Origin of the sequence: Frigoribacterium sp. PhB116 (assembly GCF_004364285.1) — a bacterium.
Taxonomy (GTDB): Bacteria; Actinomycetota; Actinomycetes; order Actinomycetales; family Microbacteriaceae; genus Frigoribacterium.
In genome coordinates, this window is sequence record NZ_SOBE01000004.1 from 93964 (window position 1) to 108350 (window position 14387).

At 72.4% G+C, this 14387-nt stretch carries 9 protein-coding genes; 7 read left to right on the top strand and 2 right to left on the bottom strand.

The features are described from left to right. Positions 1 to 2: 2 nt before the first annotated feature. The 6 genes from kdpA to EDF20_RS13165 all read left to right on the top strand — a co-directional run bounded on the left by kdpA (position 3) and on the right by EDF20_RS13165 (position 10196). The gene (gene kdpA, locus EDF20_RS13140; protein WP_133738972.1) at positions 3 to 1679 is read left to right on the top strand and encodes a potassium-transporting ATPase subunit KdpA; all 1677 of its coding nucleotides are present in this window, start codon (positions 3 to 5) and stop codon (positions 1677 to 1679) included. 2 nt (positions 1680 to 1681) lie between these two features. Next, entirely contained in the window at positions 1682 to 3922 is a 2241-nt protein-coding gene (kdpB, locus tag EDF20_RS13145; protein WP_133738973.1) for a potassium-transporting ATPase subunit KdpB, read from the top strand. Between the two features lie 62 nt (positions 3923 to 3984). Continuing rightward, positions 3985 to 4590 carry a K(+)-transporting ATPase subunit C gene (kdpC, locus tag EDF20_RS13150; RefSeq protein ID WP_133738974.1) on the top strand — a complete coding sequence of 202 codons (606 nt, stop codon included), beginning with the start codon at positions 3985 to 3987 and terminating at the stop codon, positions 4588 to 4590. A 133-nt stretch (positions 4591 to 4723) separates the two neighbouring features. Beyond that, a complete protein-coding gene (locus EDF20_RS13155; RefSeq protein ID WP_123547078.1) occupies positions 4724 to 7312 on the top strand; it encodes an ATP-binding protein in 2589 nt (862 codons plus the stop codon). After that, positions 7309 to 8004, top strand: coding sequence for a response regulator transcription factor (locus tag EDF20_RS13160; protein WP_123547077.1), 696 nt, complete (start codon positions 7309 to 7311; stop codon positions 8002 to 8004). Before EDF20_RS13155 ends, EDF20_RS13160 begins: the two co-directional genes overlap by 4 nt. Before the next feature lie 242 nt (positions 8005 to 8246). Beyond that, positions 8247 to 10196, top strand: a complete 1950-nt coding sequence (locus tag EDF20_RS13165) for an amino acid transporter (RefSeq protein WP_133739049.1) — start codon at positions 8247 to 8249, stop codon at positions 10194 to 10196. 149 nt (positions 10197 to 10345) lie between these two features. On the opposite strand, the gene EDF20_RS13170 is transcribed toward EDF20_RS13165, so the two are convergent. After that, positions 10346 to 11386, bottom strand: coding sequence for a hypothetical protein (locus EDF20_RS13170; RefSeq protein ID WP_133738975.1), 1041 nt, complete (start codon positions 11384 to 11386; stop codon positions 10346 to 10348). A 294-nt stretch (positions 11387 to 11680) separates the two neighbouring features. Between EDF20_RS13170 and glgX the strand changes: the two genes are divergently transcribed. Further along, complete coding sequence (gene glgX / locus EDF20_RS13175) at positions 11681 to 13768, top strand: glycogen debranching protein GlgX (protein ID WP_133738976.1); 2088 nt, start codon at positions 11681 to 11683, stop codon at positions 13766 to 13768. A 147-nt stretch (positions 13769 to 13915) separates the two neighbouring features. Here glgX and EDF20_RS13180 read toward each other — a convergent pair whose 3' ends face one another. Then, complete coding sequence (locus tag EDF20_RS13180; RefSeq protein ID WP_133738977.1) at positions 13916 to 14191, bottom strand: hypothetical protein; 276 nt, start codon at positions 14189 to 14191, stop codon at positions 13916 to 13918. Positions 14192 to 14387 lie beyond the last annotated feature (196 nt).

Here is a 14387-nt window from a genome sequence, read left to right on the forward strand (position 1 = left end):
GCGTGAACGACACCCTCGCGGGCCTCCTCCAGATCGCCACCGTGGTGCTGGTGCTCGTGGTGCTGCACCGGCCGCTCGGCGACCACATGGCGCGCACCTTCACGAGCACCCGCGACCTCGCGGCCGAGCGGCTGCTCTACCGCGTCGTCGGCGTCGACCGCTCGTCCGAGCAGACGTGGCGGGCGTACCTCCGCGGTGTGCTCGCCTTCTCGGTCGTCGGCCTCGTCCTGCTCTACGTGCTGCAGCGCACGCAGGCCCTGCTGCCCGCCTCCCTCGGCCTGCCTGCCGTGCCGCCCGACCTCGCGTTCAACACCGCCGCGAGCTTCGTCACGAACACGAACTGGCAGTCGTACTCGCCCGAGCTGACGATGGGCTACGCCGTCCAGCTCGCGGGCCTCGCCGTGCAGAACTTCGTCTCCGCGGCCGTCGGGATCGCCGTCGCCGTCGCGCTGATCCGCGGCCTCGCCCGCGCCCGCAGCGGCACCCTCGGCAACTTCTGGGTCGACCTCACCCGCTCGGTGACGCGCATCCTGCTGCCGCTCGCCGTCGTCGCTGCCTTCGTCCTGCTGGCCGGCGGCGTCGTGCAGACCTTCGCCGCCCCCGAGGCGGTCGGCACGCTGACCGGAGGCACGGCCGTGATCCCGGGCGGCCCGGTGGCCTCGCAGGAGGCGATCAAGCTGCTCGGCACGAACGGCGGCGGCTTCTTCAACGTCAACAGCGCGCACCCGTTCGAGAACCCGACCGCCTGGACCAACCTGTTCCAGGTCGTGCTCATGCTCGTCATCCCGTTCTCGCTGCCCCGCAGCTTCGGCCGCATGGTCGGCTCAGCCCGCGAGGGCAGGGCGATCGCCGCCGTCATGACGACCATCGCCGTCGTCTCGCTCACCGCGATGACCTGGGCGGAGGTCCGGGGCGCCGGCACGGCTCCGCAGCTCGCCGGCGGTGCCCTGGAGGGCAAGGAGGTGCGGTTCGGCGTCTGGGGATCGACCCTGTTCGGCTCGACCTCGACCCTCACCTCGACGGGTGCCGTCGACTCGATGCACGACTCGTACACGGCGCTCGGCGGCATGGTCGCGATGATCGACATGATGCTCGGCGAGATCGCCCCCGGCGGGGTCGGCTCGGGGCTCTACGGGATCCTCGTGCTCGCCGTCATCACGGTGTTCATCGCGGGGCTGCTCGTCGGCCGGACTCCCGAGTACCTCGGCAAGGCGATCGGGCCGCGCGAGATCAAGCTCGCCAGCTTGTACATCCTCGTCACCCCGACCCTCGTGCTCACCGGCACGGCGCTGAGCTTCGCGATCCCCGCCGTGCGCGCCGACGTCGAGGGCACGTCGATCTGGAACCCCGGCCTGCACGGCTTCAGCGAGGTGCTCTACGCCTTCACCTCGGCCGCCAACAACAACGGCTCGGCCTTCGCCGGGCTCACGGCGAACACGCCCTGGTTCAACACGGCCCTCGGCGTCGCCGTGCTGCTCGGCCGGTTCGTGCCGATCGTGCTCGTGCTCGCCCTCGCCGGCTCGTTCGCCGCCCAGGGGAAGGCACCCGCGACCGCGGGCACCCTGCCCACCCACCGCCCGCAGTTCGTGGGCCTCCTCACCGGCGTCTCCGTGATCGTGACGGCGCTGACCTACTTCCCCGTGCTCGCACTGGGGCCGCTCGCCGAAGGGCTGAACTGACCATGGCCACCTCCACCGACACACCGACCGATTCGCCGACCGGCTCGTCCGCCGACTCCGCCACCACCGACCACGGCGCCGGCGTCGCGACCGACGGCGCGACGAACGGCTCTGCCGGCTCGGGCTCGTCCCGGGGCGGCGGCGCCTTCAGCGTCGCCCAGCTCGTCGCGGCGCTGCCCGGCGCGCTCCGCAAGCTCGACCCCCGACTGATGTGGCGGAACCCCGTCATGTTCATCGTCGAGGTCGGCGCCGCCTACACGACGGTGCTCGCCGTCGCGGGCGTCTTCACGGGACCGCAGACCTCGGGCGGCTCGGCCGTGCCCGGCTCCTTCACCTGGGCGATCGCGCTCTGGCTCTGGGCGACCGTCGTCTTCGCGAACCTCGCCGAGTCCGTGGCCGAGGGCCGCGGCAAGGCGCAGGCCGAGACGCTCCGGGCGACGCGGACCAGCACGACGGCGCGACGCGTGGCCTCGTGGGACGAGACCGGCGACCCCTCGGCCGAGCGCGCCTCCTCGGAGCAGGTGTCGTCGGCCGACCTCGTGCTGGGCGACGTGGTCGTGGTCGTGGCCGGCGAGGTCGTGCCGGGCGACGGCGACGTCGTCTGGGGCATCGCGAGCGTCGACGAGTCGGCGATCACGGGCGAGTCCGCCCCGGTGATCCGCGAGTCGGGCGGCGACCGCAGCGCCGTCACCGGCGGCACCCGGGTGCTGTCCGACCGGGTCGTCGTGCGCATCACCAGCAAGCCCGGCGAGACCTTCGTCGACCGGATGATCCGCCTCGTCGAGGGGGCCTCGCGGCAGAAGACGCCGAACGAGATCGCGCTGAACATCCTGCTCGCGAGCCTCTCGGTCGTCTTCGTCGTCGTGACGCTGACGCTGAACCCGATCGCGGCCTACAGCGACGCGTCGGTGAGCATCCCGGTGCTGATCGCCCTGCTGGTCTGCCTCATCCCCACGACGATCGGTGCGCTGCTCAGCGCCATCGGCATCGCCGGCATGGACCGCCTCGTGCAGCGCAACGTGCTCGCGATGTCGGGCCGGGCCGTCGAGGCCGCGGGCGACGTGACGACCCTGCTGCTCGACAAGACCGGCACCATCACCTACGGCAACCGGCGCGCGTCGGAGTTCGTGCCGCTGGACGCCGTCGCCCCGGGCGAGCTCGTCGACGCCGCAGCGACCGCGTCGCTCAGCGATCCGACCCCCGAGGGGCGCTCGATCGTCGACCTCGCCCTGACGACGGGCTGGCACGAGGGAGGCGCGTCGGGCTCCGCGGGCGACGGGAGCGTCGTCGTGCCGTTCACCGCCCAGACCCGCATGAGCGGCCTCGACCTGCCCGACGGGAGCGTCGTGCGGAAGGGGGCCGCCGCCTCCGTCACGGCCTGGGCCGAGGAGGCGCGCGCCCTGCCCGCAGACCGGCGCGAGCAGCTGCGGGGCCTGGTCGACGCCGTGTCGGAGGCGGGCGGCACGCCGCTGGTCGTCGCCGTCGCGGACGCCACGGGCGAGCGCCGGGTGCTGGGCGTCGTCCACCTCAAGGACGTCGTCAAGGACGGCCTGCGCGAGCGCTTCGCCGAGCTGCGCACGATGGGGATCCGCACCGTGATGATCACGGGCGACAACCCGCTCACCGCCAAGGCCATCGCGGCCGAGGCCGGCGTCGACGACTACCTCGCCGAGGCGACGCCGGAGGACAAGCTCGCGCTGATCCGCCGCGAGCAGGAGGGCGGCGCGCTCGTCGCCATGACCGGCGACGGCACCAACGACGCCCCGGCGCTCGCGCAGGCCGACGTCGGCGTCGCGATGAACACGGGCACGTCGGCCGCGAAGGAGGCCGGCAACATGGTCGACCTCGACAGCGACCCGACGAAGCTGATCGACATCGTCCGGATCGGCAAGCAGCTGCTCATCACCCGCGGTGCCCTGACGACGTTCTCGATCGCGAACGACGTGGCGAAGTACTTCGCGATCATCCCGGCCATGTTCGCCGGGGTGTTCCCGGGGCTCGGGGTGCTCAACGTGATGCAGCTGAGCTCGCCGGCCTCGGCGATCCTCTCGGCGATCGTCTTCAACGCGCTCGTCATCGTCGTGCTCATCCCGCTGGCGCTGCGGGGCGTCGCGTACCGCGCGGCGTCGGCCTCCCAGGTGCTCAGCCGCAACCTGCTCGTCTACGGGGTCGGCGGCGTCGTCGCGCCCTTCGTCGGGATCAAGCTGATCGACCTCGTGGTCGCGCTGGTCCCCGGCTACTGAACGAGCGCTGCCTGACGCACCGCCTCCTGCACCGCACCCGCACCACCAGAAGAAGGAACCCCATGGACACCCGCTCGACGCTGCGCCAGTACGGCACGGCACTCCGCGCGATGGTCGTCGCGACCGTCGTGCTCGGCCTCGGCTACACCCTGCTCGTCACCGGCGTCGGACAGCTCGTGCTGCCGCGCCAGGCGGACGGCTCCCGGCTCACTGTGGACGGCGAGGTCGTCGGCTCGTCGCTGCTCGGCCAGTCGTTCGTCGACGCCGACGGGGCCGCCCTGCCCGAGTGGTTCCAGTCGCGTCCATCGGCGGCGGGCGACGGCTGGGACGCCGGCGCCTCGAGCGGCAGCAACCTCGGCCCGGAGAACGCCGACCTGATCGCCGCGATCGAGGAGCGCCGCGCCGCCGTCGCCTCCCTCGACGGGGTGGACCCCGCGTCGGTGCCCGTCGATGCGCTGACGGCCTCGGCCTCGGGCCTCGACCCGGACATCTCGCCCGAGTGGGCGCGCCAGCAGGTCGAGCGCGTCGCCGCCGCGCGGTCGCTGCCCGTCGACGAGGTGCGCGAGCTCGTCGAGCAGCACGTGCACGGCCGCGAGCTCGGCTACCTGGGGGAGCCCACGGTCGACGTGCTCGAGCTGAACGCCGCGCTGACGGAGCTCGGGTCGTGAGGGCGGCGGCTGCCGGGCGTTCGGCCGGTGCCTCGCGTGCGGCCGGTGCCTCGCGTGCGGCAGGTGCCACGCGTGCTGACGTCGCAGTGTGCGCGGCCCCGGACGTGTCGGCGGCGCGTGCGAAGCTGGGCGCATGACACGAGGTCGGCTGCGGGTGCTGCTCGGCGCCGCTCCCGGCGTCGGCAAGACCTTCACGATGCTCGAGGAGGGCGCGAGGCTGCGCGACGAGGGCAAGGACGTCGTGGTGGCCGTGGTCGAGACCCACGGCCGGGCAGCGACCGCCGCCCGGCTGGGCGACCTCGAGGTGGTGCCGCGCGAGCGGCACGTGCACCGCGGGGTCGAGCTCGACGAGATGGACCTGGAGGCGGTGCTCGCCCGGGCGCCGCAGGTCGCGCTCGTCGACGAGCTCGCGCACAGCAACGCCCCGGGCTCCCGGCACGACAAGCGCTGGCGCGACGTGCAGGCCCTGCTCGACGCCGGCATCTCGGTGGTGTCGACCGTCAACGTGCAGCACGTCGAGTCGCTGGCCGACGTCGTCGAGCAGATCACCGGCGCGGCGCAGCACGAGACCGTGCCCGACGCGGTGCTGCGCGCGGCCGACCAGATCGAGGTCGTCGACCTGGCGCCGCAGGCGCTCCGCGACCGGCTCGCGGCGGGTGACGTCTACCCCGCCGCCCGGGTCGACGCGGCGCTCTCGAACTACTTCCGGCTCGGCAACCTCACCGCGTTGCGCGAGCTCGCCCTGCTCTGGCTCGCCGACGAGGTCGACAGCGCCCTCCGCGCGTACCGCGTCGAGCACGGCATCGACGCCGCGTGGGAGGCGCGCGAGCGCGTGGTCGTGGCCCTCACCGGAGGCGCGGAGGGCGAGACGCTGATCCGTCGCGCCGCGCGCATCGCGGCCCGCAGCGCCGGGGGCGAGCTGATCGCCGTGCACGTCAGCACCCCCGACGGCCTCCGGCAGGGCGCGCCCGGCGCGCTCGCGGCCCAGCGCGCCCTCGTCGAGAAGCTCGGCGGCAGCTACCACCAGGTCGTCGGCTCGGACGTGCCGAGGGCGCTGGTCGACTTCGCCAAGGGGGCCGACGCCTCCCAGCTCGTGATCGGCGTCAGCCGGCGCGGGCGGCTCGGGTCGCTCGTCACCGGGCCGGGCATCGGTGCGACCGTGATCCGCGAGTCGGGCCAGCTCGACGTGCACATCGTGACGCACTCGGCGGCCGGCCGGGGCTGGTCGCTGCCCAAGCTCGGCGGGGCGCTGTCGCGCTCGCGGGTCGTCACCGGCTTCGTGCTCGCGGCCGTCGTCGGGCCGCTGCTCACCTGGCTGCTCGCGGGGCACCGCACAGAAGACGGCATCGCGGGCACCGTGCTGCTGTTCCAGCTGCTCGTCGTCGTCGTGGCGGTGACCGGCGGCGTCTGGCCGGCGCTCTTCGCCGCCCTGTTGTCGGGCGTCACGCTCGACCTCTTCTTCATCGCGCCCATCTACAGCGTCACGATCGCCGAGCCGCTGCACCTGCTCGCTCTCGTGCTGTACGTGCTCAACGCCGCCATCGTCAGCTGGGTCGTCGACCAGGCGGCCCGGCGCAGCCGGTCGGCGGCCCGGGCCCTCGCCGAGACCGAGCTGCTCGCGACCGTGTCGGGCAGCGTGCTGCGGGGGCAGGACGCGCTGCAGGCGCTCGTCGCGCGGACCCGCGAGGCGTTCGGTCTGAGGCGGGTGCGGGTGCTGTCGGGCGACGAGGTGCTCGGCGACAGCGGGGTGGCGGGCGACGGGCCTGCTGGTGCTGGTGCATCGGCCGACGTCTCGACGCTGCCCGCGGGGGAGCACGGCGTGCTCGAGCTGACCGGCCAGCCGCTGCAGGCGGGCGACCGACGCCTCCTCGCCGTGGTCGCCGCGCAGGTCGAGGCGGCGCTCGAGCACTCGGCGCTCACCCGCACGGCCGGCCAGGTCGCGCCGCTCGCCGAGGTCGACCGGATGCGCAGCGCGCTGCTGGCCGCCGTCGGGCACGACCTGCGCCGACCGCTCGCCGCGGCGACCGCCTCCGTCAGCGGCCTGCGCCAGCCCGGAGTCGAGTGGAGCGACGCCGACCGCGACGAGCTGCTCGCCACCGCGTGGGAGAGCCTGGAGTCGCTGTCGACCCTCGTCACGAACCTGCTCGACGTCAGCCGGGTGCAGGCCGGGGCGCTCGCCGTCCGCACCGCGGTCGTCGACGTCGACGACGTCGTGCTCGGGGCGCTCGACGAGCTCGGGCTCGGGCCCGCCGACGTCGAGCTGGCTCTGCGCGCCTCGGTGCCGGCCGTCGTCGCCGACGCCGTGCTGCTGCAGCGGGTCCTCGTCAACCTGCTCGACAACGCGCTGCGCCACTCGCCCGACGGCACCCTCGTGCGCATCTCGACCAGCGGCTTCGCCGGCCGGGTGGAGGTGCGGGTCGTCGACCGCGGGCCCGGCGTCCCGCCTGAGCGCCGCGACGAGATCACCGTCGCGTTCCAGCGGCTCGGCGACACCGACAACTCCACCGGGCTCGGGCTCGGCCTCGCCCTGAGCAAGGGGTTCACGGAGGCGATGGGCGGCACCCTCACGATGGACGACACCCCGGGCGGCGGCCTCACCGCCGTCGTCTCCCTGCCCGAGGCCCCGACCCCCGCAGCCGGCGCGGATCCTCACGGGATCCCTACGTCGGGAACGCGATCGGCGCCTCCTGCGGGCGGTACCGTCGTCGAGGAGGGCCCGTGAAGATCCTGATCGCCGACGACGACCCGCAGATCCTGCGGGCGCTCAAGGTGACCCTCGGCGCCCACGGCTACGAGATCCACACCGCGTCCGACGGTCGCGAGGCGCTCGACGTCGCCATGACGCAGCACCCCGACCTGGTCATGCTCGACCTCGGCATGCCGCGGCTCGACGGCGTCGAGGTGATCGCTGGCCTGCGCGGCTGGTCGACCGCGCCCGTGCTCGTCGTCTCCGGGCGCACCGACGCCGCCGACAAGGTCGAGGCGCTCGACGCCGGCGCCGACGACTACGTGACGAAGCCGTTCGCGATGGAGGAGCTGCTCGCGCGCATCCGCGCGCTCACCCGTCGCCTCGCTCCCGGCGACGACGACACGCCCGTGGTCGAGTTCGGCGACGTGCGGGTCGACCTGTCGGCCACGACGGTGACGCGCGCCGGCGAGCTCGTGCGGCTGACGCCGACCGAGTGGCGCGTGCTCGAGCTGCTGCTGCAGAGCCCGGGCAAGCTCGTCACCCGCGAGACCCTGCTGACGCAGGTGTGGGGGGCGTTCCACGCGAAGGACACGGGCTACCTCCGCCTCTACTTCGCGCAGCTGCGCAAGAAGCTCGAGCCGGTGCCGGCCGAGCCGCGCTACCTCGTCACCGAGCTGGGCATGGGCTACCGCTTCGTGCCGGACGGAGGCGCCGAGAAGCCCTGACCTCCGAGGAGCCCGACCGCCGCGGTCGCCGTCGGGCCGCGCAGCGCACGCGATCTGCATGTCCGCCGTGGGCACGCTGGGAGCCCGTTGCGGACGTCCGAAGTCCTCACGACATCCTTACGCCTCACCGCCCCGTGCCGCCTCGCGCCGGGCGTAGCGTTGCTCCGTCGAGCCGTCCCGGGTGCGACGAGCGACGAGAGGTCACCGTGTCCACGACGTCCGAGCAGCGCGACGCCGACGCGCTGGAACCGGCGCTCTCCCGCACGTCGGGGTCGCGCCTCCGTGGCTGGCTGCTGGGCGGCCTCTCCGAGAACAGCGGCGCCCACCAGGGGCCGCACGCCACCACCGTCGAGAAGACGCACTCGTGGTGGCGCGTCATGTGCCTCACCGGGGTCGACTACTTCTCGACCCTCGGCTACCAGCCGGCGATCGCCGCCGTCGCGGCCGGCCTGCTCTCGCCGCTGGCGACGATCGTGCTCGTGCTGCTGACCCTCTTCGGCGCGCTGCCCGTCTACCGCCGCGTGGCCCGCGAGAGCCCCCGCGGCGAGGGCTCGATCGCGATGCTCGAGCGCCTGCTGCCCTGGTGGGGCGGCAAGGTCTTCGTGCTCGTGCTGCTCGGCTTCGCCGCCACCGACTTCATGATCACCATCACCCTCTCGGCCGCCGACGCCACTGCGCACGCCGTCGAGAACCCCTTCGCGCCGTCGTGGTTCCACGGGGCCGAGGTGCCGATCACGCTGTTCCTGGTCGCGCTGCTGGCCGCGGTGTTCCTCCGGGGGTTCAAGGAGGCGATCGGCATCGCCGTCGTCCTGGTCGGCGTCTTCCTGGCGCTGAACCTCGTCGTGATCGCCGTGGCGCTCGCCCACGTCGCCGAGAACCCGGTCGTCATCGGCAACTGGTGGCAGGCGCTGACCGTGCAGCACGGCAACCCGCTCGTCATGGTGGGCATCGCGCTGATCGTGTTCCCGAAGCTCGCGCTCGGCCTGTCGGGCTTCGAGACCGGCGTCGCCGTCATGCCGCAGATCACCGGCGACGCGAGCGACACGCCGCAGCAGCCGCTCGGCCGGATCCGCGGTGCACGCCGCCTGCTCACGTCGGCCGCGATCATCATGAGCTCGTTCCTCATCCTATCGAGCTTCGTGACCACGCTGCTGATCCCGCAGGAGGAGTTCCAGTCGGGAGGCGAGGCGAACGGCCGTGCCCTCGCCTACCTCGCGCACGCCTACCTCGGCAACGGCTTCGGCACCCTCTACGACGTCGCCACCATCTGCATCCTCTGGTTCGCCGGTGCCTCGGCGATGGCGGGGCTGCTCAACATCGTGCCCCGCTACCTACCGCGCTACGGCATGGCGCCGCAGTGGGCGCGGGCCGTGCGGCCGCTCGTGCTCGTCTTCACGGCGATCGCCTTCGTCATCACGATCGTGTTCGACGCCGACGTGGACGCCCAGGGCGGGGCGTACGCGACGGGAGTGCTCGTGCTGATCACCAGCGCCTCCGTGGCCGTGACCCTGTCCGCGCGCCGGGCGCGTCAGCGCAAGCGGACCGTCGCCTTCGGCGTCATCGCGGTCGTGTTCGTCTACACGACCGTCGTCAACGTGGTCGAGCGTCCCGACGGCGTCCGGATCGCCGCGATCTTTATCGTGGGCATCATGGCGGTGTCGCTGATCTCGCGCGTGCGGCGGTCGTTCCAGCTGCGCGCGACGTCGATCTCGTTCGACGACACGTCGCTCGGCTACGTCCGCGAGGACGCCGACGAGTACGGCTCGATCCGGATCATCGCGCACGAGCCGGGCCGCGAGGTCGCCGAGATCTACAAGAAGAAGCTGAGCGCCGAGCGCAAGTACAGCGGCATCCCGCAGCGCTCTCCCGTGATCTTCCTCGAGGTGCACCCGGGCGACTCGTCCGACTTCGAGGAGGACCTCGAGGTCACCGGGTGCGTCGTGCACGGCTACCGCGTGCTGCGCGTCACGAGCGGGGCCGTGCCCAACACGATCGCGTCGGTGCTGCTCGCGGTGCGCGACGAGACCGGGGTCGTGCCCGACGTCTACTTCGAGTGGACCGAGGGCAGCCCGCTGTCGAACATGGGGCGGTTCCTGGTCACCGGGGCCGGCGAGGTGGCGCCCGTGACGCGCGAGGTGCTGCGACAGGCGGAGCCGCACCGCTCGCGCCGCCCCGACGTGCACGTCAGCTAGCCGCCGCGCTGCCGGCCGCCGCCCGAGGGCGCCGCCGCCGCCGCGCCCCAGCTCGCCTGCCCACCGCCTCCCTCCCCCTTCCGAACCGCGTTCCGAACCATGAACCGCGAAAAAACGCGGTTCATGGTTCGGAACGCGGTTCATCGCGGTCAGCCGACGAAGCGCCTCAGGGCGATGCGGGCAGCGGAGTCGACCCGTCGCGGGTCGAGCCCCACCCCCACGCCCTGCAGCAGTTCGGCCAGTCGGCGAGGCTGGACGATGTCGAGGTACTCGCAGTGGACCACGTGCTCGATGTCGTCCGACTCGAGGAGGCGTCTGTCGCGCCGCCCACGGTCGCGCACGACCTCTGCAGGGGTGCGTCCCGCGAGCATCGTGGGGTCGGTCAGCTTGACCAGCCCGTTGAACTCCAGGGCGACGCCGTGCTTCGCGAGGAAGATGTCGCAGCGCCCGGCGAATCGACCTCGGCTCTCGAACGACCGCTGCAGATGGACGTCGGAGAGCCCTAGTTCGAAGAGGAGGAGACGGAGCAGGGACTCGCCGCCGTTCTCGGCCCAGGGCGACGCGAACTGCACGACGCGGCGCGCGGCGCGGTCGCCCGGCCGTGAACCGTCGCCGATGCGCTGGAGGAGCTGCGTCCGGACCGTGGCGAGACGTTCGACGACACCGGGGCTCGTCTCGTGGCCGCGAGGGAGGACGAGACGACGCAGCACCGCGTCGACGCAGAGGACGGCGTCGGCGAAGGGAGACGTGCGCGACACGTCGACGGCCGTCCTGGAGAGATCTGTGACGCAGAGTCCGTGCACGAGCGACGTCTCGCTGGCGGGGGCCCGCCCCGGACGCCGGAGCAGGTGAGTCGAGCGGGCGGTCGTCGTCCGCCGCGGATCGACCACGGTGACGACGTCCGGCATCGCCGGGGAGACGGCCGGCAGATCGTGCAGGACCGCTGCCGACGTGTGCGACACGACGCAGACGTCCGCCAGGCCCAGGGCGACTGCTCTCGCGAGCACGACGTGTAGACCGCGCTCATCGAGACGACGGAAGTCGTCTGCCCGGAGGTACGTCCCCTGGTGGATCCTCACGAGCTGGCCCCGTCGGACGCTCCTCCGCAGGGCCGCCGTCTCTCTGGCACCGTCTCCGTGCGTGGCGGCGAAGAGCAGCTCGCAGCGGGAGGGGTCGGTCGTGTCGTCCACGGCTCGAGGCTGACGGAGACCGGCGTCGCGAGCCTGCGCCGCACCTCCCCGATGGGGACGTTGGGGCGAGGACGGCAACTGTGGAGGAGGAGCCACCAAGCCCCATGAACCGGGTTCCGAACCATGAACCGCGATAAAACGCGGTTCATGGTTCGGAACGCGGTTCCCGGCGTGGCGGGGCATGGGCGGGCGGAGGCACGGGCTAGGCGCGCGGAGCGGGCGCAGGGCGGCGGGGTACAGCGGGCCGGGCGCTCAGCTTGGCCCCTGCAGCCGCGCAGCCTGTATGTCTGGTGCATGACCGCTTCCCGCTCCATGCCCTACCCCCTCGGCGTCACGCCCCTCGAGGGCGGCGGCGCCCACGTCGCCGTGTACTCCGAGACCGCCGACAAGATCTGGTTCTGCCTGTTCGACGACGCCGACGGCACCGACGGCACTGACGGCACCGCGGGTGCCGCGGGCACCGAGACCCGCTTCGAGCTCACCGAGCGCACCGGCCACGTGTTCCACACCGTCGTCGAGGAGGCGCGCGTCGGATCCCGCTACGGCCTGCGTGTCGCAGGCCCCTGGGACCCGGCCGCCGGCCTCCGCCACAACGAGAACAAGCTGCTGCTCGACCCTTACGCCACGGCCCTCGACGGCCGCTTCGACTGGGGCCAGGCCGTGTTCGGCCACGACATGGACGAGCCCGAGACGATGGACACGACCGACTCCGCGTCGGCGATGCCGCGCAACGTGATCGCCGACCGCGACTTCGACTGGGGCTCCGACGAGCGCCCGCTGACCGCCCTCGAGGACACGGTCGTGTACGAGGTCCACGTGAAGGGCTTCACGCAGCAGCACCCCGACGTGCCCGAGGAGATCCGCGGCACCTACGCGGGCCTCGCGCACCCGGCCGCGATCAAGTACTTCACCGACCTCGGCGTCACCGCCGTCGAGCTGCTGCCCACGCACCAGTTCGTGCAGGACAGCCACCTCGAGGAGAAGGGCCTCCGCAACTACTGGGGCTACAACTCCATCGGCTTCTTCGCGCCGCACGACGAGTACGCCTCGGAGGCGGCGGGCACGCGAGGCGGCCAGGTCGCCGAGTTCAAGGCCATGGTCAAGGCCTTCCACGAGGCCGGCCTCGAGGTGTGGATGGACGTCGTCTACAACCACACGGCCGAGGGCAACCACATGGGTCCGACGATCTCGTTCAAGGGCATCGACAACGCGTCGTACTACCGCCTGGTCGAGGGCGAGGAGTCGGCGTACTTCGACACCACCGGCACCGGCAACAGCCTCAACGTCAGCCACCCGGCGGCGCTCGGCCTGATCATGGACAGCCTGCGCTACTGGGTCACCGAGATGCACGTCGACGGCTTCCGCTTCGACCTGGCGACGACGCTGACCCGTCAGGGCGGCGAGGCCAGCGAGCACAGCGCGTTCCTCACGCTGATCCACCAGGACCCGGTGCTGCAGAGCGTCAAGATGATCGCCGAGCCGTGGGACACCGCCGGCTACCAGGTCGGCGGCTTCCCGGCCGACTGGTCGGAGTGGAACGGCAAGTTCCGCGACGACGTCCGCGAGTTCTGGAACGGCGAGCCCGGCGTCCTGTCGACCTTCTCCGACCGCGTGCTCGGCAGCCCCGACGTCTACGAGGACTCACGGCGCTCGCCGCTCTCGAGCGTCAACTTCGTCACGGCGCACGACGGCTTCACGCTGGCCGACCTGACGATGTACGCCGAGAAGCACAACGACGCCAACGGCGAGGACAACCAGGACGGCGAGAGCGACAACAAGTCGTTCAACGGCGGCGTCGAGGGCCCGACCGACGACGGCGCCGTCAACGAGTACCGCGACCGCCAGCGCCGCAACTTCCTCGGGACGCTGCTCATCAGTGCGGGCGTGCCGATGATCCTCGGCGGCGACGAGATCGCGCGCAGCCAGGGCGGCAACAACAACGCCTACTGCCAGGACAGCGAGATCTCGTGGTTCGACTGGGAGCGCGCCGACCGCGACCTGCTCGCCTTCACGACCGAGCTGATCACGCTGCGTCGCGAGAACCCGGCGCTGCGCCCCGACTGGTTCCGCTACGCGCCCGAGGTCGAGAGCGACGACCACGTCCAGGTGCGCCGCGCCGACGACCACTCCTTCTCGAGCGGCGACTGGCAGCAGGGCGAGAACAAGGCGATCACCTTCGTGCTCACGCACAAGGACGCCGACGCCTTCGCGTACCTGACCAACGGCTCGACGAGCGTGGTCGAGTTCCAGGTGCCCGAGGCGCCCCACGGCGAGTGGGAGCTCGCGAGCTCGAGTGATCCCGACCAGCAGGTCGAGGGTCCGGTGACGACGCTGCTCGTGCGCGACGCGAGCTTCACGCTGCTCCGCAGCCGCGCCTCCTAGGAGCACCAGGCGAGAGCTGACCCGAGGAGGCGCGCGTCGCCTCCTCGGGTCAGGTCGGGCCGGTCCTCGGAACGGGACCGCACGAGAACGCCGGAGGGCGGGCACCCAGGGGTGCCCGCCCTCCGGCGTGTGGTCGGGTCGGCGGCGTCAGGCCGTCGCGAGCTGACGTGCGTGCTCGACGAAGAAGTCGGCGTAGGACGGGCCTGTTGCGACGACGGGCACGCGGGGCGTCCGAGAGGTGCGGCGGCGCTTCGGGTAGGCGGCGATGCGGACCGGGGCGACGCTGGACTCGCGTCGGTAGAAGCTGCCGCTGGTGACGTCGACCCGGAAGCGGACGTGCTGGACGAGCTGTTCCGGGTCGAGGGCCGCGAGCTCGCGGGCCGACACGGAGGGGGCGGGGGGACGGGGTGCGTCAGTGTTCATGTTCGGCTCATTCCTGGCGCCCTGCGAACGCCTGATCGAACTGCGGATGATGGCTGTGCCGCCGTGAATCGGCACGTCCCCACTGTCGCAGTCGACCCTGGAAGTGTCTAGCTCACCTAACTATTGTTCGCGTCGCGGATACCCGCGTCACCACATGGGCCGCGCGCACGACCTGTCAGACGCGCCGCGTCGGGCG